General features: G+C 37.4%; 18 protein-coding genes. 14 read left to right on the plus strand and 4 right to left on the minus strand.

Annotated features, from left to right (window positions below):
* Window positions 1–78 precede the first annotated feature (78 nt).
* The 12 genes from ppk1 (at window position 79) to ACKTTZ_RS02335 (ending at window position 15,327) form a co-directional block, all read left to right on the plus strand.
* Window positions 79–2,151 carry a polyphosphate kinase 1 gene (ppk1, locus tag ACKTTZ_RS02280; protein ID WP_407847153.1) on the plus strand — a complete coding sequence of 691 codons (2,073 nt, stop codon included), beginning with the start codon at window positions 79–81 and terminating at the stop codon, window positions 2,149–2,151.
* Entirely contained in the window at window positions 2,148–3,032 is an 885-nt protein-coding gene (locus tag ACKTTZ_RS02285) for an exopolyphosphatase (RefSeq protein ID WP_034699268.1), read from the plus strand. The genes ppk1 and ACKTTZ_RS02285 overlap by 4 nt, the downstream gene beginning before the upstream one ends.
* A 381-nt stretch (window positions 3,033–3,413) precedes the next feature.
* Window positions 3,414–4,067 carry an NAD-dependent epimerase/dehydratase family protein gene (locus ACKTTZ_RS02290; protein WP_407847155.1) on the plus strand — a complete coding sequence of 218 codons (654 nt, stop codon included), beginning with the start codon at window positions 3,414–3,416 and terminating at the stop codon, window positions 4,065–4,067.
* Window positions 4,064–4,213 carry a hypothetical protein gene (locus ACKTTZ_RS02295; RefSeq protein ID WP_156106575.1) on the plus strand — a complete coding sequence of 50 codons (150 nt, stop codon included), beginning with the start codon at window positions 4,064–4,066 and terminating at the stop codon, window positions 4,211–4,213. Before ACKTTZ_RS02290 ends, ACKTTZ_RS02295 begins: the two co-directional genes overlap by 4 nt.
* Window positions 4,214–4,354: 141 nt before the next feature.
* Complete coding sequence (locus ACKTTZ_RS02300; protein ID WP_407847157.1) at window positions 4,355–7,393, plus strand: choice-of-anchor I family protein; 3,039 nt, start codon at window positions 4,355–4,357, stop codon at window positions 7,391–7,393.
* Between the two features lie 142 nt (window positions 7,394–7,535).
* Window positions 7,536–7,928, plus strand: a complete 393-nt coding sequence (locus ACKTTZ_RS02305) for a DUF3060 domain-containing protein (RefSeq protein ID WP_407847159.1) — start codon at window positions 7,536–7,538, stop codon at window positions 7,926–7,928.
* Window positions 7,929–7,952: 24 nt separating this feature from the next.
* A complete protein-coding gene (locus ACKTTZ_RS02310; protein ID WP_407847161.1) occupies window positions 7,953–8,660 on the plus strand; it encodes a barstar family protein in 708 nt (235 codons plus the stop codon).
* Between the two features lie 94 nt (window positions 8,661–8,754).
* Window positions 8,755–9,162, plus strand: coding sequence for an HYC_CC_PP family protein (locus ACKTTZ_RS02315; RefSeq protein ID WP_034699259.1), 408 nt, complete (start codon window positions 8,755–8,757; stop codon window positions 9,160–9,162).
* Between the two features lie 99 nt (window positions 9,163–9,261).
* A complete protein-coding gene (locus ACKTTZ_RS02320) occupies window positions 9,262–10,623 on the plus strand; it encodes a TolC family protein (RefSeq protein ID WP_407847163.1) in 1,362 nt (453 codons plus the stop codon).
* 14 nt (window positions 10,624–10,637) lie between these two features.
* A complete protein-coding gene (locus ACKTTZ_RS02325) occupies window positions 10,638–13,790 on the plus strand; it encodes an efflux RND transporter permease subunit (protein WP_407847165.1) in 3,153 nt (1,050 codons plus the stop codon).
* Window positions 13,791–13,802: 12 nt separating this feature from the next.
* Window positions 13,803–14,885, plus strand: a complete 1,083-nt coding sequence (locus tag ACKTTZ_RS02330) for an efflux RND transporter periplasmic adaptor subunit (protein WP_407847167.1) — start codon at window positions 13,803–13,805, stop codon at window positions 14,883–14,885.
* A gap of 7 nt (window positions 14,886–14,892) precedes the next feature.
* Complete coding sequence (locus tag ACKTTZ_RS02335; protein ID WP_407847169.1) at window positions 14,893–15,327, plus strand: hypothetical protein; 435 nt, start codon at window positions 14,893–14,895, stop codon at window positions 15,325–15,327.
* 155 nt (window positions 15,328–15,482) lie between these two features.
* Here ACKTTZ_RS02335 and ACKTTZ_RS02340 read toward each other — a convergent pair whose 3' ends face one another.
* Both ACKTTZ_RS02340 and ACKTTZ_RS02345 read right to left on the minus strand, forming a co-directional pair.
* Entirely contained in the window at window positions 15,483–15,731 is a 249-nt protein-coding gene (locus ACKTTZ_RS02340) for a NifU family protein (protein ID WP_002977212.1), read from the minus strand.
* Between the two features lie 47 nt (window positions 15,732–15,778).
* On the minus strand, window positions 15,779–16,885 hold the full coding sequence (locus ACKTTZ_RS02345) for an Mrp/NBP35 family ATP-binding protein (RefSeq protein WP_034699248.1): 1,107 nt from the start codon (window positions 16,883–16,885) through the stop codon (window positions 15,779–15,781).
* A 151-nt stretch (window positions 16,886–17,036) separates the two neighbouring features.
* Here ACKTTZ_RS02345 and ACKTTZ_RS02350 point away from each other — a divergent pair, with 151 nt between their 5' ends.
* Window positions 17,037–17,492, plus strand: coding sequence for a hypothetical protein (locus ACKTTZ_RS02350; RefSeq protein WP_253317250.1), 456 nt, complete (start codon window positions 17,037–17,039; stop codon window positions 17,490–17,492).
* A gap of 122 nt (window positions 17,493–17,614) precedes the next feature.
* Here ACKTTZ_RS02350 and ACKTTZ_RS02355 read toward each other — a convergent pair whose 3' ends face one another.
* On the minus strand, window positions 17,615–19,957 hold the full coding sequence (locus ACKTTZ_RS02355; RefSeq protein ID WP_407847172.1) for a TonB-dependent receptor domain-containing protein: 2,343 nt from the start codon (window positions 19,955–19,957) through the stop codon (window positions 17,615–17,617).
* A 93-nt stretch (window positions 19,958–20,050) separates the two neighbouring features.
* Here ACKTTZ_RS02355 and ACKTTZ_RS02360 point away from each other — a divergent pair, with 93 nt between their 5' ends.
* Window positions 20,051–22,852: a GH92 family glycosyl hydrolase gene (locus ACKTTZ_RS02360; RefSeq protein WP_407847174.1), complete on the plus strand. Its 2,802-nt coding sequence runs from the start codon at window positions 20,051–20,053 to the stop codon at window positions 22,850–22,852.
* 206 nt (window positions 22,853–23,058) lie between these two features.
* On the opposite strand, the gene ACKTTZ_RS02365 is transcribed toward ACKTTZ_RS02360, so the two are convergent.
* Window positions 23,059–23,781: a phytanoyl-CoA dioxygenase family protein gene (locus ACKTTZ_RS02365; RefSeq protein WP_034699236.1), complete on the minus strand. Its 723-nt coding sequence runs from the start codon at window positions 23,779–23,781 to the stop codon at window positions 23,059–23,061.
* Window position 23,782: the final 1 nt, after the last annotated feature.

Consider the following 23,782-nt stretch of genomic DNA (forward strand, 5'->3'; position numbering starts at 1 on the left):
ATTAATCAAAGTTTAACCTAAGAAATAGAGGAAGAGTCTTTACGAATGATTATTTTTGATAAAATATACACATTTAGAATGTCATTACACTTTAATCCACGAGATATCACATGGCTTGCCTTTAATGAAAGAGTTTTGCAGGAAGCTATGGATGAAAAAGTTCCCTTACATTTAAGAATACGTTTCCTTGGAATTTTCTCCAACAATTTAGATGAATTTTTCAGAGTACGTGTTGCCGGATTAAAGCGTGCCATGGATTTTAAGGAAAAAGTGATTGCTGAATCTTTCTACCAACCTCCTACCAAAATCCTTCAGCGAATCAATGAGATTGTCATGAGACAACAGCTGAATTTCGATAAAACCTGGAAAAAAATCCAGACCGAAATGGCTGATCATAAAGTTTTCATTAAAAATGCCAAAAACCTGACTGCAAAACAAAAAGAATTTGTCAGACAATATTTCGATGAAGTGGTAGAATCCAATGTGATTCCGATTCTTCTTCATGAAAATACACCTATGCCTTACCTGAGAGACAAAAGTCTTTATTTGGGAGTGGCCATGAGAAAAAAGGACTGGCAGTATTCCAGCAATTATGCCATTATTGAAATTCCTTCCCGTTTTGTGGGAAGATTCGTATTGCTGCCAACTGAAGATCCCGAAGAAAAAAATGTCATGTTACTGGAAGATGTGATTACCTTTAACCTTCCGCACATTTTCTCTTATTTCGGGTATGATGAATTTGCAGCCAATGCTTTTAAAGTAACAAAAGATGCCGAACTGGATCTGGATAATGATATCAGAACCAACTTTGCAGAAAAAATAGAAAAAGGACTTAAAAACAGAAGAAAAGGGAAGCCTACCCGTTTTGTTTTTGATAAAGATATGGATAAAGCTCTGTTGGAACTCCTTATCAGAAAACTAAACTTAACGAAAAAAGACAGCATCATTCCCGGAGGAAAAATTCATAATTTCAAACATTTCATGGATTTCCCTGATGTTTTTGAAAAGTATGAAAGACCTGTAGAAAGAACTTCTTTTACGCATCAGGCGTTTGAGCATGGAGAAAGAGTAACTGATGTTATTTTAAAAGAAGATGTCCTTCTTACCTTCCCTTACCATAAATACAATCCGGTGATTGATCTTCTTCGTGAAGCCGCTATGGATCCGGATGTAAAATCAATACAGATTACAGCATACCGTCTGGCAAGCAGTTCAAAAATCATTAATGCCCTGATCTATGCGGCCAGAAATGGTAAAGAAGTGACTGTAATGCTTGAGCTTCAGGCAAGATTTGATGAAGAATCCAATCTTGAATGGAAAGACATGCTGGAGCCTGAAGGAATTACTGTTCTTGTAGGAATTCCTAACAAAAAAGTACACGCCAAACTTTGTGTCATCAAAAAGAGAGCACACAATAAAACTATTCAGTATGGCTTTGTAAGTACCGGGAATTTCAATGAAAAAACGGCCAGAATATATGGTGATCACCTGCTGCTGACTGCGGACCGTGGTATCATGGCGGATATCAATAAAGTCTTCAATGTTTTAAAAAAACCAAAAGATGACTTTATTCCTATTTTGAAAACTTGTAAAAATTTATTAGTTTGCCCTCAGTTTATGCGTGAAAAGATTGTTCACCATATCGATAAAGAAATCGAAGAAGCCAAGGCAGGAAGAAGAGCAGAAATCATTGTTAAAGTCAACTCAATGAGTGATCGAGCTTTGATTGAAAAAATATATGAAGCTGCCAAAGCCGGAGTGGTGACCAGAATGATCGTAAGAGGAATCTATTGTGCCGTCAATCAAAAGGAATTCAAAGAAAAAATAAAAGCCATCAGCATTGTAGATGAATACCTGGAACATGCCAGAGTTATGTATTTTTACAATAAAGGGGCTGAAGATATGTACATTTCTTCCGCAGACTGGATGACCAGAAACCTGGATTACAGAATTGAAGCAGCCGCTAAAATTACTGATAAGAACCTTAAGAAGGAATTAAAAGATATTCTGGACATCCAACTTAAAGATAATGTAAAGGCAAGGATTTTAGACAAAAAGCTGAGCAATGAATACGTAAGAAATGATAAAAACGAATGCCGATCACAAATAGAAACCTATAAATATTTAAAAGCTAAAACAAACAAAAAATGAAGATAGCAGCGATAGACATAGGGAGTAATGCAGCCCGCCTTCTTATCAATGAAGTAAAGATTAATAACAGAAAGCCTGAATTCATCAAGCTCAACCTTCTCAGAATTCCTCTGAGACTGGGAATGGATGTTTTCACCATCGGAAAAATAGGTCCGGAAAGAGAAAAAATGGTTATTGATTCCATGAAAATCTTCAGTGACCTGATGAAAATATACAAAGTAGATCATTACAGAGCCTGTGCTACCAGTGCTATGCGTGATGCTGCCAACGGTAATGATATCATCAATCTGGTAAAAGATACATCAGGAATCAATATTGAAATTATTTCCGGTGATGAAGAAGCTACTCTGATTTATGAGAACCACGTAGCAGAAGGTCTTGACAAAGAATTTGCCTATCTATATATTGACGTTGGTGGAGGTTCTACAGAGCTTACCTTTTACGAAAATGGTAAAATGGTCTATGAAAAATCTTTCAATATCGGAACCATCCGTCTTCTCAATAATCTTGTGACGATGGACAACTGGAAAGAAATGAAGGATGAGATCAAAAAAAATATTGTCAGCAAAAAACCCATTGTTGCCATCGGGTCAGGAGGAAACATCAACAAAGTATTCTCTATGAGCAAAACCAAAGATGGGAAACCTATGTCTTTGTCTCATCTGAAAAAGGTGTACAAAGAATTCAATGAGCTTTCCGTAGAAGAAAGAATGACCAACTACAACCTGCGAGAAGACCGTGCCGATGTACTGGTATATGCTCTCGGTATTTTCAACAATGTGATGTCATGGTCTGATATTAACAGGATTTTTGTTCCAAAAATTTCCGTGGCAGACGGATTGATTCATAATATTTATAGCCAGCTTCAACATAAAAAATAACAACAAACAATACGATTGAAAGCCGGCCATTTTGAGCTGGCTTTTTATTTTGTCATCCATTTCCGCAATGTCATTGCGAGGAGCAAAGCGACGAAGCAATCTCTTGCATTAAGTTTTGGTTAAAACCAATAGCGAGTTGGCTCATTTTTTAAGCTGGCTGGGCTTTCTTCGACCCCGCTAAGAATCATAACCCACCCCTACTGAATTATTGAATCCAGACATTTAAGACAACATCTTTTTACTTTTTACTTTTTACTTTTTACTTTTTACTTTTTACTTTTTACTTTTTACTTTTTACTTTTTACTTTTAATTAAAAAAAAATCCTAATTTTAAAGTAAAACCTCATCCTCATCCGTCTTACCCATATCAATAGCAAAGCAATGAACCCAATCAAAATAATTCTTACAGGAGCTACAGGAATGGTAGGCGAAGGTGTTTTAATGGAATGTCTTGAAAATCCAAATGTCTCTGAAATCCTGAGTATAAGCCGAAAACCATCTGGAAAAACACATCCCAAGCTGAAAGAATACCTTGTCTCTGACTTCCTTTCAATAGATCTTCATGATGAAAAACTGAAGGGGTATGATGCCTGTTTTTTCTGTGCTGGAATCAGCAGTGTTGGCATGAAGGAAGAAGAATACACCAAAATCACTTACGATACCACTCTTCATTTTGCGAAAGCTGTTTTGAACCAAAATCCTGAAATGGTGTTCAACTACGTATCCGGGGCAAGTACAGACAGTACGGAAAGCGGAAAATTAATGTGGGCACGGGTAAAAGGCAGAACAGAAAATGATTTGAAAAGAATGGGTTTTAGAGGAGCTTATAATTTCCGTCCCGGATTTATGAAACCCGTTGAAGGTCAAATCAATGTAAAATGGTTTTTTAAACCTTTTATTTGGATTTTTCCTGTTTTTTTTCAGTCAAAATCATTAACTTTACACGAAGTGGGTAGAGCAATGATCAATGTGACACAAAAAGGATACCCTACATCTACCTTAGAAATTAGAGACATTAAAAATTTAGCGCTATGAGAGACATGTTAAAAAGAATTGTTCTGGTTATTTTTGTACTCTTGCTTGTGACTGCTGTTTCAGGATATTTTTATATGCAGAAACATCCTTTGGAGGGAAATAAATCAGGAACGATTTTAAATTTTTCCGGAAAATCAGGAAAATAATTTCATTCTAAAGTTTCTCATTCGGATATAATTTTACTTCTTATCGGAAATAACCCTATTTTTTAAACATTTCTTAAAATTCCATTAAAATAGTTGCGAAACATAAAGTTCATTTTTGTATTTATTTAATTGAAGCAAAAAATGATCAACAACTACCTATTAAAAGGGTCTGTGATTGCCGCATTCTTTTTTCAGAGCGGACTTTTCGGACAGACACTGATTCATTACTGGAATTTTAACGATAATACTTCTGCAGCCACAGTTACTACACCTTCTTCTACGATGGTGAACGGTTCTCTTGCCGCGATAGCCGGAGGAACAAGTGTTATTGATTTTGCCGGAGGTACCGGACAGAATTTTAGTCTGCAAAATTTAAATGCAAGAAACGGAGATGGTTCCGGAACCCATTTAAGATTCAATAATCCGATTGGGGGAGCTTTACAGTTTAACCTTCCTACAACAGGGTATAATAATATCATTGTTAAATTCACCACCAGAAGATCCGGTCAGGGAGCAGGAACACAGACATGGTCTTATTCCACCGATGGAACTACTTTTATGCAGTTCCAGACTGTGAATCCTCAGGATGCCGATCCGCAACTGGTTACATTAGATTTTTCAGCTATACAGGGAGCCAATAACAATCCTAACTTTAAATTAAAAGTAGAATTTTCTGCAACGGGAGGCGGAACAGGAGGAAATAACCGTTTTGATAACTTTACGGTAGACGCCACTCCTGCAGGAAATGTTGATACTACTCCACCAACAGTCACTTATCTGCCTGCCAATAATACCAATAACGCTTCAACGACTGTAAATCCAACATTATCTTTCAATGAAAATGTAAGATTAACAGATAATTCTGCGATCAATAATTCTAATGCACAGAATCTTATAGATCTCCGTCTGGGAAATGCTACAGGTACACAAGTTCCTTTCACTACGACTTTCACTAACAATAGCATCACTGTAATCCCAACTTCCGGACTTGTGCCGGGACAGACCTATTATCTGGCCCTTAAACCCAATATGGTTGAAGATTTCAGTGATAATGGAGTTACTGCTGTTACCTCCAGTACTTTTTCCACTACCGGAACAGCAATTTCTTTAGAAAAGAATTTCATCAAAGTCAATGAAAATGCCGGAAATCTTGCATTTAAAATCAATATCACCAATCCATCAACATCTACTGTGAATCTGGTTGTAAAGCCAGCACCATTCAGTACAGCTGACAGTAATGATTTTACTTTAGCCAATCAAACTATTAATATTACTCCATCTACAACGAGTTACACCGTCAATATTCCGATTATTGATGACACAGTGGCAGAACAGCAGGCAGAATATTTTGTGGTAAGTCTTGAAAATCCTGTTGGAGCAACTATTTCAGGAGACAATTCTGCAACGGTTTATATTGTAGATAATGATAAACCAGCTCCGGTTCCTTCCAATCAGATCCAGCTGAATTATCTCCTAAGTTTTGATCCTTCAGGAAATAATAACAGTTCTACGGAAATTGTAGTTCATGATCCGTCAACACAACGTTTATTTACAATCAGTTCGATTACGGATGTTTTTGATATTATTGATTTTAGTAATCCTTCAATACCTTCTGTCATAAAAACAGTGAATATGGCTCCTTATGGTGGTATCACAAGTATCGCTGTGAAAAACGGAATCATTGCAGCTGCATCTCCCAATACTGATCCTCAGCAAAATGGATCTGTAGTATTTTTTGATATCAACGGAAATTTCCTGAAACAGGTAACAGTAGGAGCTTTACCAGACATGGTAACATTCTCTCCTGATGGAACGAAAGTAGTGACTGCCAATGAAGGCGAACCTAATGATGCTTACACTATCGATACTGAAGGAACCATCAGTATTATAGATATTTCCGGAGGTATCGGAAATCTTACCCAAAGTAATGTAACGACTCTTAATTTCAACAGTTTTGATTCTCAGGTAGCAGCATTAACGGCAACCGGTTTAAGAAAAGTAAGAACAAACAATACCCTTTCTCAGGATCTGGAACCGGAATATGTGACCATCAGTGCCGACAGTCAGAAAGCATGGGTAACGCTTCAGGAAAACAATGCGATTGCAGAGATTAACCTGGCTACCAAAACCATCACAGGAATCTGGGGGTTGGGCAAAAAAGACATGAGCCTTCCGGGCAACGGATTTGATGCTTCAGACAATAATGGAGAGGTTCTAATCGCCAACTGGCCGGTAAAAGCCTATTACGTTCCGGATGCAGTACAAAATTACAAAGTAGGAAACACCAACTATATTGTAACTGCTAATGAAGGTGACGAAAAAGATCTTTCAGGATTTAGCGAAAGAACGACTGTGGGAGCAAACACTTATATTTTAGATCCTGTATTGTTCCCGAATGCCAATATTTTAAAGGCTTCTTATAATCTTGGAAGATTCAGGGTTTCATCTGCCACAGGAAATACAGATGGAGATACGGAATTTGAAGAAATGGCAGCTTTAGGAGCCCGTTCATTCTCTATCTTCAATGCTGATACTAAACAGATTGTATACGATAGCGGAGATCAGTTTGAACGATATATTGCCGCTAATCATCCATTAATTTTCAATGCGGATAATGAATCCAACGGTGCTAAAAACAGAAGCCGTGCCAAAGGACCTGAGCCAGAAGGAGTAGCATTAGGAAAGATCAATGGGCAGACATATGCTTTCATTACCTTAGAAAGAACTGGTGGTGTCATGGCTTACAATATCACAGATCCCAACAACCCTACGTTTACAGATTATAAACATTCCCGTTCTACTTCAGCATACGGAGGTGATAATGGTCCTGAAGGAATTATTTACATCGCTCCTGAAAACACAACAACCAATAAAGGGTATGTGATTATCGCCAATGAGATCAGCGGAACTTTATCCATATATGAAGTAGCAACGCCTGCAACGCTTGGAACAGGTGAAGTAAAAACTGAACAGGCCACCTTTACTATATTCCCAAATCCTGTCAACAAAGGAAATACTCTTTATTTCAACAGAAAACAGGATTATGAATTGTACGATATGTCCGGAAAATTGATCGGGAAAGAAAAGAATGCTTTAACCATAAGCACTGCTAATCTTTCTACAGGAGTTTATCTTGTAAAAACGTCGGAAGGACAGATCAAAAGAGTCATTGTAAGATAAAATATAATATTTAGTTGATTGAAAAGGCTTCGGATTTTCCGGGGCTTTTTTGTTACCGGGAAAATTAAGATGATTTAACTTTTAAAATTCTTGGAAAAAGCATTTTATATCTATATTTACCCTGAACAAAACCAAATTCACAATGAAAAATATTAAAGCTGCAGGAATTCTTACGATCCTGTTATTAGGAACAGGGACCGCTTTCTCACAATCCAGAAAAACAGAATCTGCAAAAGGAGTAGAAAAAACAGAAGGAAATAAGATGGTACACGTAGAAGGCGTAGGCCATACGCTCAACTATGCTCTCAATGGAGGAACTGTTGAGGTAGAAGGTGGTGATAATACATTAACGATCAAAGGAAGTGCAAAAAAGATTGAGGTCTCAGGAACTGGTAATAAAGTATACGTTGATAAAGTAGACAAAATCTCAATGGAAGGTGGTGATAATATAGTCTACTACCGAACTTCCGGAACAAAATCCGGAAAACCTGATGTTTCTATTACGGGAGTAGGAAATAAAGTTGTAAAACAATAAAAATATTTTAAAAAGACTAATTGCATGTTTGGATTTGCATTAGATACAGGAGATGATCCTGAAATCATTACATTAATAGATCAGGTAAAAAATATTGAAGGATCTAATCCTATTACTTATAAAAAAATAAGGCTGGTACATGTTCATAACATTCCCGGCCTTATTTCTGCTATAAAAAATGCCACTAAAATTTATCAGAATAATGGTTTCATTTACAACCTTGATCGGGAAAATAACATTATATCAGGTACTTTTATCAGTAATATAAAAATAAGCAAATCCAAAAAAAACATCATTCTAACTGGTTTTGCATGGACCAGCCCTAAAGGATATCAAAAAACCATGGATATGAAACTCAATAATGAAATGATTGAAAAAAATATCTGGAAAAGTTTTAGAAAAGACGAGCTTCAGGGATGGCTTGTGTATGCTTTACATTCTTGTAAACCTGAAATAACCAGAGAAAACATTCAGATTCAGATTGATGGAAACGAATTTCACAGCTTAGATGGCTTTTTCTGTACATTGGGTGAGGAAATACATGGTATTTCAGGATATTTCGGACGTAATATATACTCTTTGGATGATTGTCTCCGTGGAGATTTCGGGGTAAAGTCTATCTCAGAGCTAAATTGGCTTAATCATGAAAGGAGTAAAAAATTATTGAAAACTAAATTCACAGAAATATTGAAAGTTTTTAAGGATTACAATGTTAAAGTATTATTGAACTAATTTCATAAAAATTTAAATTTTCCTTTAAAATATAAACTTCCTCCATAATTATATAACACTGCGGATGATATTCATTTTAATTTTATCCCGCGAAATGAAAAAAATCTTTCACATACTGTTTATCCTCCTATACATCGTAGTTTCCTCAGGGTTTACGACCAGCAGACACGTGTGTAAAGAAAATTCCAGTGAGATTCATGTAGGACTCAAAAAACTGTCTGATCTTGATTGCCCGAAATGTAAGACCAATAAACAAAAAAACCACAACGGATGCTGTAAACTGGAAGTTAAAAAAATCTGCAAAGAAGACAATCTTCCGCATTCTTATAAAAATTCTCCGGTCAAGTTTTTATCAGCTTCCATTCCGTATTACAATTTAGGAACGGTCTTTGAGCAGGCAACCATTCTTGACCCTGAAAACCATACCTTCTATTTTGATCCTTCAAAATACCATCTCAATTACCCTTCCCTTTTCATTCTTCATTGCGTTTATAGAATTTAGAATAGATTGAATCATACAATGATCCCGATCGGGACAATTATTTTTCAATTTTTAATTCTAAATATATTCTATGAATTTATCATTCATAGCACTCATCTTATGGCTGGGCTGGGCTGCCCTGCCCTATCCTTTGCCCAAATTACGGGTTTAGAAGAGGTATTACTAAGGGCGGAAAAAAATTACCAGTCCATTAAAAAAAAGGAAATCAATATCAAAGCTTCACAGGAAAGGCTTCAGCTTCAAAAGACGTATTATCTTCCGGAAGTTACCGTGATGGCTCAGCAAAATTTCGGAACCATTAATGCACAAAACGGTCCGATGTACAGTCAGGGCGGACTTGGAGTAGCCTCTACTTCTATGCCGCTGGCAGAACAAAACTGGAATGCAGCGTTTGGAAGTTTATATCTTGCTAACGTCAACTGGAATGTCTACACTTTCGGAAAACTTAAAACCAAAGAAAATGTAGAATCAGCTGATGTAGAAATTCAAAAGGCTGATCTGAATCAGGAGATTTTTCAGCATCAGATCAAAACAGCCGCCGCTTATTTCAATCTTCTGGTAAGCCAGCGGCTTGAAAATGTACAGCATGAAAATCACAAACGTTCCGAAGTCATCTACACCATTGCCAAAGCAAGAGCAGAAAGTGGCTTAATCCCTGAAGTAGATGCTTCCCTGGCAAAAGCAGAAATGTCCAGTGCGCAGACTGCCATCATTAATGCCAATGATCATGTCCTGGAATACAATAAAAATCTATCTGATCTTTTGGTCGAAAATTTTACAGAATATCAACTGGATCATTATTTCAGTAAAAACCAACCTTCTTTAAGTACAGAAACCTCATCTTTTGAAAATCATCCCAATACTCTTTTTATAACAGAGAAAATTAACAAGAGTAAACTGCAGGAAGCATATTTACATACAACAGGACTTCCTTCTCTTTCTCTTTTCGGAGTATTTCAGGGACGTGGATCCGGTTTTGGATGGAATTATGTTCAGGACAATTCTGCTTTTTCACAATCTTATACAAAAGGAATTGGAGTAGACAGGATGAATTATATTGTAGGCTTTAATCTCAGCTGGAATCTTACCGATTTTTATAGAAGCCAATCCAAAGTCAATGAGCAGAAACTCATGACAAAAGCATTGGATTTTGATTACCAGCAACTGCAGCAGGAACTTTATAATCAACAGAGTTTTTCTGAGCTGAAGTATAAAAATGCATTGACAAAAGTCTCTGAGTCTAAAATCCAGATGGATGCAGCCACCGAAGCTTTTAATCAACAGAAAGCGTTGTATGAAAATGGGTTGACAACCATTGTAGATTTCACTCAGGCACTCTATCTGCTGAACCGTGCAGAAATCAATTATGAGATTGCACAAAATAACTCCTGGCAGGCAGTCGTACTCATTGCTGCTTCCAAAGGAGATATTTCAATGATTACCAAAGCCATTACCCACTAACCAAAAATTTAAACATGAATCTTATAAAGTTTGCATTGCGCAGACCGATATCTGTAATGGTATTGGTATTGGGGTTGTTGTTTTTCGGAATCAAAGCAGCCAAAGATGTCAAAGTAGATATTCTTCCCGAAATGAATCTTCCTGTAGTATATGTTGCCCATTCTTTCAATGGATATACTCCTCAGCAGATGGAAGGCTATTTTACGAAAATGTATGTGAATATGCTTTTGTTTACCAATGGTATTAAAAGTATTGAATCTAAAAATACTCAGGGACTGACCCTGATGAAAGTGAATTTCTACGAAGGAACCAATATGGGAGAAGCCATTGCACAAATCAATGCACTTTCTACCCGCTCACAGGTATTTTTACCTCCCGGAGCTCCTCCTCCGTTTATTATCCGTTTTGATTCTTCTTCACAACCCGTAGGACAACTGGTTTTCAGAAGTAGTTCAAAAACCAATAATGAGCTTCAGGATATTGCCAATTTCAATGCGCGTCCTTTCCTGATCGCTATTCCGGGGCTTACCACTGCTCCACCGTTTGGAGGAAGCCCGCGTACGATAGAAATCAATGTAGATCCTGTTAAACTCCGTGCTCATCATATGTCTCCGGAACAGGTAGTGGAAGCTATAAGCCGAAATAATATTACCTCACCTTCAGGAAACGTATATATCGGAGAAACCAACTATCTTACTCCTACCAACAATACAGTAAAAAAAGTAGAAGAACTCGGAGATATTCCTCTTTTCAAAGGAACAGCGGATAATGTCTATATCCGGGATGTAGCAACAGTAAAAGACGGAGCAGATATTGCAACCGGATATGCACTGATAGACGGCAAGCGGTCTGTTTATATTAATATTGCCAAGGCCAGTAACGCCTCCACTCTGGAAGTCGTTAATAAGCTGAAAAAATCATTACCGAAAATCCAGCGAAACATGCCGGATGATGTACAGATTTCCTATGAATTTGACCAATCGGTTTATATTTCAAATGCTTTAAAAAGCTTGGCTGTTGAAGGAATTCTTGGGGCTTTACTTACCGGACTTATGGTGATGCTTTTCCTGAACGATCGCCGGGCAGCTTTGATTGTTATTATGACCATTCCTATTTCTATTATTTCAGGGGTATTATTTCTGAAATTATTCGGACAGTCTATTAATATTATGTCTTTATCAGGACTTGCTCTGGCCATTGGAATTCTGGTAGATGAAAGTACGGTGACTATTGAAAACATCCATCAGCATTTTGCTATGGGTAAAACACGGGCACAGGCGATATGGGATGCCTGTCAGGAGATCGCATTCCCTAAACTTCTGATTATGCTTTGTATTCTGGCAGTATTTGCACCAGCCTTTATGATGAGCGGTATTCCGGGATCGTTATTTATGCCTCTGGCTATGGCCATCGGTTTTTCTATGATTGTTTCTTTTATCCTCTCACAGACTTTTGTTCCGGTAATGGCCAACTGGATGATGAAACATGATCCTAAAACCTGTGAAAACCATAAACCCAATTGGTTTACCAGCTTCCGTGACCGTTTCACCGGATTTTTATCTTCATTGATGCAACGTAGAAAAATAATTGTCAGCCTGAGTCTCGCATCCGTTTTATGTATTGGTTCAGGACTTTATCAGATCACGGGAAAAGATGTTCTACCTGCGGTTAATTCACGACAGTTTCAGGTTCGTATAAAAGCGGCAGAAGGAACACGAATTGAAGTTACCGAAATAAAAGTCAAAAAATTTCTGGAACATCTGAAAGAAAAAGTAGGGAAAGATAATATTGCTATTTCATCAGTGTTTATCGGACAACACCCTTCTACATTCGCGGTGAGTCCTATTTATCTGTACAATGCAGGTCCTCATGAAGCTTTGATGCAGGTTGCTTTAAAAAAATTTAATGGTAATTCTGACGAACTTAAAGAGGAACTGCGAAAGTATTATAAAGAAAAGATGCCGGATCTTCAGATCTCTTTTGAACCTATCGAACTCACTGAGAAAATTCTAAGCCAGGGAACAAATAATCCGGTAGAAATAAGAGTTTCGGGGATGATGAAAAAAATGAACCGTATGTATGCAGAAAAGCTTTTAACCAAGCTGAAAGAAATTGAATATATGCGTGATCAACAGATTCCTCAATCGATGAGCTATCCTGCCCTACAGATTAATATAGACAGAACAAGGGCCGCCCAATTGGGACTGGATGCCCAGGATATTGCCAAATCACTGGTAACCGCTACTGCTTCTACCCGCTACACTAACAAAAATTTCTGGGTAGGAGGAATGATGGGAATTGCCTACGATGTACAGGTACAGACTCCTCAAAATATTCTGAACAGCAAAGAAGAACTAGCAAGTCTTCCTTTGTCTAAAAATTCTGACAGACCTGTTTTAGGAGATGTTGCCACCATTACCCCTACAAAAGAATTGGGAGAAAGTTATAACCTTGGAACAATGGGCTACACTACCGTAACTGCCAATATCCATAAAACTGATCTTGAACAGGCTTCTAAAGATGTAAAAAAAGCAATTGAGTCATTGGGTGAACTTCCAAAAGGAATTAATATTGAAGTTTCCGGAATGTCTCCTGTATTGGATGAAACGATGAACAGTCTTTCATCAGGATTGCTTATTGCTGCAGCTGTTATTTTTCTCATGCTGGCTGCAACTTTCCAGTCCTTCAGAGTTTCAATGGTTATTTTAACCACAATTCCGTTTGTGATTGTAGGATCTTTAACGCTGCTAAAAATTACGGGTTCTACTTTAAATCTTCAGTCGTATATGGGATTAATCATGTCTGTAGGAGTTTCAATTGCTAATGCTGTTCTATTGATCAGTAATGCAGAAACCATCAGAAAATCTACTGGAAATGCTGCAGAAGCAGGTATTGAAGCTGCAAGGCTGCGTATCCGTCCTATCATTATGACTACCTTGGCCATGGCTGTCGGAATGCTTCCTATGGCAATAGGTTTTGGGGAAGGTGGAGATCAGGTTTCCCCTCTCGGCAGGGCAGTAATCGGAGGACTTGTTTTCTCCACATTTTCTGTTCTGGTCATTCTTCCTCTTGTTTTTGGATGGATGCAAAACAAAGCCAGCATTATTTCTCCTTCGTTAGATCCTGAAGATGAGGAAAGTATTCATTATTCTAATCCCAACCCTTAATTTTTACATTCAATGAAAAATATATTATATACAGCCGCTATTGTAAGTCTTCTTGCTATTCAGATTTCCTGCAATCAGGAAAAAGAAACTCCTAAACAGGAAATGAAACCTATGATGATGAACAGTATGGAAACTGTAATCATTAAAAAAAGCAATCCCAAAGTGGATCTGAAACTTCCGGGTGAACTGATTCCGGATCAGGAAACTGCATTATTTGCCAAGGTTCAGAGTTATGTTAAGAAAATCAATGTGGATATAGGTTCTTATGTAAGTGCCGGACAAGTTCTAATGATTCTTGAAGCTCCTGAAATACAGTCCCAGGCAGCCAATGCAAAAGCAAAATGGCAGGCACAGGAAGCAATATATGCTGCTACAAAATCCAACTATGACAGAACCTACAGAGCCAACGAAACCAAAGGCGCCATAGCTAAAGATGCCCTGGATCAGATCACTGCCAGAAAACTTTCTGACCAGGCACAGCTCAATGCAGCAAAATCTGCTTATCATGAGATTCAGGATATCAACCGCTATCTGGTGATCCGTGCGCCTTTCAGTGGAGTGATTACAGAGAGAAATGTAGATCTCGGTGCTTATGTAGGACCTATGGGTGGAACACCACTGATGGTTATACAGAATACCACCAACCTCCGTCTCAGCTTATCGATTCCTGAGGCTAATGTTCCTTATATGAATATTGGAGATACTATTTCATTCAGGATCAATGCTCTTCCCGAGAAAAGTTTTAAAGCCAGAATATCCAGAAAGTCCGGTTCTTTAGATCTAAAGCTGCGTTCGGAGAAAATAGAGGCTGATTTTATCAATCACTCCAAAGAATTAAAGCCTTTCATGATCGCAGAATCCATGATTCCTTTACAGAATAATGAACCTACATTTTTTATTCCAAGATCCGCTTTAGTGGAAAGCAATATGGGTATTTATATCATTAAAAAAGAAAATGGAAAAGCCAGGTTTATTCCCGTAAAAAAAGGAAGAATCTTCAATGAAACGATTGAAGTCTTCGGTGAGCTGTCGGAAGGAGATTCCATTATTAAGAAAGGAAATGAGGAAATTTTAGAAGGAAGTATAATTAAATAATATTACAATGATAACAATATTCATCAGAAACACATTCATTATTATCTTCAGTGCAGCGGCTTTGTCTGCATGCACCCAGGAAAAGTCTAAAAAAATCGTTATGGAAAAACCAACCATGGCAGAGCAAATGAAACCTGCAGCTTCCGGAAAGTTTGCAAAAGGGGACAGAGTTCCCAATGAAACGGTATGCATGGTCAATAACGCTTACATGGGTAAAAAACAAATAGAAGTTCCTCATGATGGCAAAATCTACTACGGCTGCTGCGAAATGTGTGTAGAAAGAATTCCAAAGGATAAGACGGCAAGAGAAGCCATAGATCCATTTACCGGAAAAACAATAGATAAAGCAGATGCTTATATTGTCATGATCAGTGATGAAGGTGAAGTGGCTTATTTTGAAAATGAGGAAAATTATAAAAGGTTCTTAGCACAGCATTCATAATGATCATGTTCTGATAGATCTTTTTATGATCAGAAACCTCACAGATTTTGAAAACCTGTGAGGTTTATTGGATTTTGATATTCTCTCATTTATGGTAAACAAAAAAAGACAGGCCTTAAAAAAGCCTGTCTTTTAAAAATATCTCAGATATAATTTTACTCTACGTTGATTACCTTTTCGATTTCCGGAGCATGTTGTTTGATTGTATTTTCAACCCCTAATTTTAAGGTTGAAAAATTCAATGAACATCCGGAACAGTTACCTAAAAGTTTCACAAACACCTGATTATCTTTCACATCAATAAGCTCAATATCACCTCCGTCTTTATTCAAAAACGGTCTGATGCTTTCCAGAGCTTCCATTACTCTTGTTACTGTATCTTCGTGCGTTATGTTTGTTTCCATATTTTTTCAGTTCAATTCGGTTTTTTCAAATTTTATTGAAATTATTATTATTTTGCTTTTGGCGAACATCCTGCCATTGTAGAGATCTTCACAGCTTCAGTAGGAGGAAGACTTTTATTTCTTTCCACTAAGCTTTCCACCATTTTTCTGGCAGTTTCTGTGTAGATATCTGCAATTTTAGATCCTTCCTGAAGCGCAGCTGGTCTTCCAACATCTCCTGCCTCTCTGATGCTTTGGATCAAAGGAATTTCTCCCAATACAGGAATTCCAAGATCTTCAGCTAAATATTGCGCTCCCTGGTTTCCAAAGATATAATATTTATTGTCAGGAAGTTCTTCCGGTGTAAAATACGCCATATTTTCAATCAATCCAAGAACCGGAATGTTAATACTTTCCATCTGGAACATTGCAATCCCTTTTCTTACATCTGCCAATGCAACATGCTGAGGTGTACTTACAATGACTGCACCCGTTACCGGTACTTCCTGGATAATAGATAAGTGAATATCACCTGTTCCCGGAGGAAGGTCAATTAATAAGAAATCCAGTTCTCCCCATGCAGCATCTCTGATCATCTGGTTCAAAGCTTTTGAAGCCATAGGACCTCTCCACACTACAGCCTGATTAGCTCCTGAGAAGTATCCTATTGAAAGCATTTTTACACCATAGTTCTCGATAGGTTTCATAAGATTCTTACCATTCACTTCCACAGAAATTGGTTTTTGCCCTTCTGTATCAAACATGGTAGGAACTGAAGGACCATAGATATCAGCATCCAATAATCCTACTTTAAAGCCCATCTTTGCTAACGTTACTGCCATATTTGCAGAAACGGTAGATTTTCCTACTCCTCCTTTACCGGAAGCAATAGCGATAATATTTTGAATTCCCGGAATTTGTTTTCCTTTGATCTGACTTTGCTGAATTTCACTAGGCTCCGGAGAAACGATTTTAAGTTTTAAATGAATGTCTTCTCCAAACTCACTGGCAAAAGCCTGTTTCATAGCAGCCTCCAGTTTTTTCTTTTCGTGCATTGCAGGCGAATGAGCAGTCATGTCAATATAAACATCGTTACCCATAATCTGAAGATTATTCACCAAATCATCTACTTCTATTTCTTTAAGGAATTCCTGAACCTTTTCTTTCGTCAACATATAAATATAAATTGTTTACAAATTTACGGATTTTTTCGGTAATTTAGAATCAATAAAATCTATAATATCAGGTGATAAATCAGATCGTTAAAAATTTCTTATTTCTTTTTTTTCATTCTGATACCACAACCAATCCCCGAAAGCAATTGATATGAAAACGACTTCCTATCCTTCCAAATACTCACAGCCAAAAGGAATCTTTACCGTTGGAAAAACAAAATTCAAATGGTATGACCTCGCCATTGATCCTTCAGAAGTTTCCCAGCAGGATATTGATAATGCACAATTGTGTATTGAAAATGCTGAGGAAAACTTTAAAAACATTGATGATCTGGGATTCGTCATCATGCACCGTTGCGGAGAAAATTATCTTCTGCTCGTCTGTACATGGCGAAGTGAAAACGAACTGTGGGAAAGCGTGTATTATGATGGTTCAGGAAAATTCGAAATTTGGGACAGAAACAAAACCCATCTTCCGACTTACTGTGTCTGGGAAATGGGCATTGTCTATCATGAATCTCAGTCCTGGAAAAAATTTCTCGGTTCCGGAAGAGAAGAAAAGGACAAGGAGGTATATCTCAATGATTTCTTTGAGGGAGAAGTGTAGAAATTTTCTGTATTGTCATTGCCCATGCTGAATTTCCGGTTTCTGACGAAGAAAGAGATTCTTCATTCCACTCCGTTTCATTCAGAATGACATGCATCAAAAAACAATTTAAATCCAGAGTATTAATTGGCTCTGTTTTTTTCATCAAATTTCACATTACGGTCTGTTCCTTTTACTTTTTTATTTCCAAAAGTATAGGTTGCTGATACAGTAAGTCTTCGGGCATCGTAGTAATTATTATAAGAATGTGTTCCTGTAGTATAATAGATTTCTCCCAGACTTTTACCTTGCTTTAAGATATCTGAAACAAATATATTCAGCTGAAGGCTCTTTTCCATCAGATTCAGTTTCACCCCTGAGGTAAGATTTCCTGCAAACTTCATATAAGAATTTCCGGAATTGGAAGGCAGACGGAACCAGTAATTCAGAATCAGCTGCACTGTTTTACTTGGGTTGAGTGATATATTATTCTGAAAATCGAAATCATAACTATTTCCTTTTCTGGCAAGAGCATCGGTTGCAAAAACATCCGTATTCATATAAGAATAATTGGCCGAGTAATTGGCTTCCCATTTTTTGAAAAAAGTATCAGAGTAATTAAGCGAAACTCCCATACTGTTCTGGTTGTAATAATTTTCGAAAGTACTTACTCTGTTTTCTCCTTTCAGAGTTGCCAACTGACTAAATGCTTCCACAGTTCTCTGAAAATAAGCTGACGCCGATAATTTTCCTTTATACACGTAGGAAAGTTCAAAATTATGATTGATAGATGGCTTCAGGAAAGGATTTCCGGTAAAATAAGAATTGATATTGATATACCAGCGGTAGGGATTGATCGCCCGGAATCCCGGTCGGTTGATTCTTTTGGAATAACTCAGATTGAAAGTATTATTTTCATTGCTTTTGTAAGTGATATAAGCTGTAGGAAAAAATTTCCCATAAGAATTTTCGGTCTGCTGTCCGGAAGTTAAAGAATTTCCGTTGACCACCGAATATTCGTAACGTAAACCTGCTTTTGCCGACCATTTTTCATTGAATGCTTTTTCAAAACTGATATACGCTGCATAATTTTTCTCATTATACTCAAATTCATTGCTTTTCAGAGGATCTGTAATATATTCTCCATTTGTCAGGTTCTGATAAAATATACTGGAATTATTATCAAAATTCGTGAATTTAACCCCAGCTTCTGTCTTTGCAAACTGATAAGGCAAAGTAAGATCTGCCTGCCCGGAATAAATTTTATAATCTACCATAGAGGGTGATTTTACTACAAACCTGTCTCCCGAGCTCTCTGTAGTAGTAAAATCAATCGTTGTTTCCGGAGTATTGGAAAAATAATTTCCTGTGATACTCAGCTTATTATCCTGTTGCCCGAATTTCAGATCATAATAAGCACTGGCTGTGTGTTGTCTTCCTGTAGCTCTATGTTCTGCATCGGTGAGAAGTGTATTGGTATAAATTCCATTCTGGAAATAGTTTGAAGTATTCCTGATATCCATATTGGAATGTCCGAATCCGAAATCATAAATAAACCCGATATTGGACTTCTTACTCACTTGATAATCCAGACTTAAATTAGCTCCAAGCCCGTCTCCAAAATCTCTTCTGTTATCATTACTTTTAAGACCGTCTGCTCCTTCTATCCAATAGTTTTCATAGGAATGTTTTTCATTTTTATTTTGTCTCAGCTTTAACGAGGAACGCAGTTTTTCATTCTGATAGTTGACCGTTACACTGTTGGAATTCCCGGTATACGTCTGCTGCTGAAGGCTGGAAGTCAGACTTCCACTCCATCCCAGATTCTGATTTTTCTTTAAAACAATATTGATCAGTCCACTATTTCCCTGCGCTTCATATTTAGCAGGTGGTGAGGTAATAACTTCAATTTTTTCTATATTTTCGGATCTGAGACTTTTCAGGTAGGTAACAAGTTCTGCATCAGATAAATTCAGAATCCTGTCATTGATCATTACTGCCACTCCACTTTTTCCAACAATGGAAACTCCTGTATTATCATCTACTTTTACCAATGGTGTTGTGGCAAGAGCATCCGCTCCATCCATTCCCTGTGAGGCTACAGAATTGGAAACATTAAACACAAGTCTGTCTGCTTTTCTCTCAATCAGTTTTTTTCTGGCAGTGAGCGTTACTCCTTCAATTTGTTTTTCTTTCTTTTTTTCAATAAAAAAATCCTGTTTTACATCGCCGTTGATGGCCATATTTTTATTGGATATTTCAATACCATCCTGTATAAGTGTAATAGTATAATTTCCATTTTCTGAAACTTTCAGTGAGTAATTTCCTTTTTCATCTGAAATAGCAGTGTGCTTCTTCTGATCTTTTACTGCGATCACCTCAACGTAAGCAGCGGTATTTCCGGTTTGAATGATCTTTCCTGCTATACTTTGAGCCAATACTACAGTGGGCAACAGCATGATCACGGCTAGAACTATCTTCTTCATGAATTATATCGTTTTTAATAAGACAAGCCGTAATGTTCTTTTATTACATCTCTTTTACTGTTTTTCAATATCTTCGTCCTTTAAAATCAAAACATGAAAAAAGGGCTTATTGCATTTTCCATCTATATTACTCAGATCATTTCTGCACAGAATTACTCTCAATATGTTAATCCAATGATAGGAACCGGAGGCCATGGCCACACTTTTCCAGGAGCAATTGTCCCTTTTGGAATGGTACAGCTTTCTCCCGATACCAGAATTGACGGTAGCTGGGACGGATGCAGCGGATACCATTATTCGGATTCTGTCATCTACGGTTTTTCTCATACCCATTTAAACGGTACAGGAGTTTCTGATTATGGAGATATTATGCTGGTGCCCACCATGGGAAATCCAAGCCTGAGCAGTAAAGATTATTCATCCAAATTTTCGCATAAAAATGAAAAAGCAACCGCAGGATTCTATGCTGTCAAATTAGATAAAAATAATATTGATGTTCGCCTTACAACGACAAAAAGAGTCGGTTATCATGAATATACCTTCAACAATGCAGGAAATGCCAATATCATTTTAGACCTCAACCACAGAGATAAGCTTCTGGAGGGTGAAGTGAAAATTATTGATGATAAAACCATTGAAGTGTTCAGAAGAAGTGAAGCATGGGCAACCAACCAATACATCTACGCGAGAATTGAGTTTTCAAAACCTATGAAAATTTCAAAAAAAGAGGTCAACGGGAAACAGGAAAATAATCTTTTTACGGGGACAAAACTTGCACTGGCATTTTCAGCTAACGTTAAAAAAGGAGAAAAGATCAATGTAAAGGTTTCTATTTCTCCTACTGGCTATGAAGGAGCAGGAAAGAATATGCTGGCAGAAGGCCAATTGAAGGATTTTGAAACAGTAAAAAAACAGGCAGAAACTGATTGGGACAAAGAGCTTTCGAAAATTGAGGTAAAATCTGACGATAAAAATAAATTAGCGGTTTTTTATACTGCACTCTACCATGTTTTCACACAACCGAATACCAATATGGATGTTGACGGAAAATATAGAGGCAGGGACAATAAACTGTATACTGCCAATGGTTTTGATTATTACACCGTATTCTCACTTTGGGACACCTTCAGAGGAGCTCATCCGCTGATGACTTTAATTGACAGAAAAAGAACTTCTGATTTTATCAATACCTTCATCAAACAATACGAACAGGGAGGAAAACTTCCGGTATGGGAACTGGCTTCCAATGAAACAGAATGTATGATTGGTTACCACTCTGTTTCTGTGATTGCAGATGCTATGGCGAAAGGAATCCAGGGGTTTGATTATGAAAAGGCATTTCAGGCTGCAAAAGGTTCTGCCATGCAGGATATTTTTGGATTGAATGCTTATAAACAGAATAATTACATCAGTATAGACGATGAGCATGAAAGTGTTTCCAAAACTGTAGAATATGCCTATGACGACTGGTGCATTGCTCAAATGGCCAAAATTTTAGACAAAAAAGAAGAGTATCAGTATTTCATGAAACGTTCTCAAAACTGGAAAAACCTGTACAATCCTAAAACAGGGTTTATGCAGCCGAGAAAAAACGGAAACTGGTATGAACCTTTTGATCCGAGAGAAGTCAATAACAATTATACGGAAGGAAACTCATGGCATTATTCTTATTCTGTACAGCAGGACATTCCGGGGCTTATTGCAGCGCATGGAGGGAAAGAAAAATTTGAACAGTTCATTGATGCTATTTTTACCGCTCCTGATAAAACAACAGGAAGAGAACAAGTGGACATCACAGGATTGATGGGACAATACGCCCAGGGAAATGAACCAAGCCATCATATTGCCTATCTGTACAATTTTGTTGATAAACCAGAAAAAACAGATGTCAAAATCAAATACATCCTTGATAACTTCTATAAAAATACTCCTGACGGATTGATCGGAAATGAAGATTGTGGCCAGATGAGTGCATGGTATGTTTTAAGCTCCATGGGAATTTATTCTGTAACTCCGGGATTACCGGAATGGGAAACCACAACGCCTTATTTTGATGAAATTAAAATTCATCTTGAAGACGGTACTACAAGAACGATTACCAAAACTACCGGCAGAGCTGAACTTAAAAAACTGGGATTCGAAAAGGTAAAACCTGTTAAAGATTTTAAATATTCTGAACAAACCGCTTCCCCTGTAATTGCTGCTGACAGAATTTTTGATTTTTCTACCAAAGTAGAAATCACTCCACTGAATGCCAATGACAAAGTGTACTACATGACAATGGATGACAGTGACAACAATAAAAGAAAAACGTTCTCAACTTATAAAGGACCATTCTCCATCACCAAAACCACTCAGGTAATGGCTTACGCTGAAAGAAACGGAGAAAAAAGTTCTGTAACCACCGCTCATTTCAACAGAAGACCTAATTACTGGGATATTAATATTCTGTCAAAAGTGACTCCACAGTACAGTGCTACCGGAAACCTGGCTCTTATCGACGGAATCAGAGGAGATGTGAATTGGAGAAAGGGTGAATGGCATGGATATCAGGGACAAAATTTTGAAGCTGTCGTTGATTTTAAATCCCCTCGGAACATAAAATCATTATCTTCCACTTACCTTCAGGACAGCAGAGCCTGGATTCTGATGCCTAAAAAAGTAGAATATTATGCATCCATGAATGGAAAAGATTTTGTCCTTCTGAAAACCGTTGACAATGATATTGATCCTAAGGACGAAAAAGTACAGATCAAAGACTTTTCTACAGAAATTCTTCCTACCGAAGCCCGATATATTAAAGTAAAAGCTTATTACTTCGGAAAACTTCCGGAATGGCACCAGGGAGCGGGCGGTGATGCTTATATCTTTATTGATGAGATTGCTGTGAAGTAAGAAGAGGGATGCTGGAAGAGGGAAGATGGAAGTTTCTATTTGACAAATTACTTCCTGAAGTCTGTTTGTTAGTGATTTTAATTTTCAAAAATTCGATAAAATAAACATAGATTAATCCTTGGACTTTCAGAAACATCCTTCCTCCAGCGCCCAGCTTTCAACCATAAAAAATGTGCCCTTCGAAATTTCGAAGGGCACATTTTTTATCAATTCATTCTTTCAGACCATTGCAGGACTTCCGGAAGTTCGATATCAGAAAATTCGATGTGAATTACTCTTCTTTTCTTTCCGTTGGTGGTTCGGTTGGAGCCGTGAAGCGTTAAAGGTTTCATCAGCATAATTCCACCTTTTTCAACGTTGCATATTTCTTCGGTTTCCACTGTCCAGTCGATGGTTTCCGGTCTGTAGATACCTTTTGCATGAGATTTGGGAACTACTTTCAGCGCTCCGTTATTTTCATCGGTATCATCCAGATGGATTCTGATGGTATAAATATTTTCCAAAACATTGAGTGGAGGCTGAACTGCGAACTGATTTTGTTTGGTGGTCCACGGTCCGAAATTTTCCAATTCCAGCTTTTTATCTACAGAAATTGTCAGATCCTGATGATATGCTACATACCAGTTGGAGGTTTCAGGCTTATCAAAATAGATACTTTTAACTACAAAATATTTTTCTCCGAAGATCTCTTTCACCACTTTTCGGATGTTTTCATTAAACACAAGATCTTTGATTTCCGGAACTTCCTTTAAGAACTGTCTGATGGCAAAAAGGTCTTCAGACTTTCTAAAATTTTCTTTTGAAGTGTCTATATTTTGCAGAACAAGGTTGATGTCTTCAAGTTCTTTCTGTGAAAACACATCATTGATAACAGCAAAGCCATATTCTTCAATATGGCTTTTATGATTTTCTAAGTTATGTAAACTCATC

The sequence above is a fragment of the Chryseobacterium sp. KCF3-3 genome (assembly GCF_045865955.1).
Lineage (GTDB): Bacteria > Bacteroidota > Bacteroidia > Flavobacteriales > Weeksellaceae > Chryseobacterium.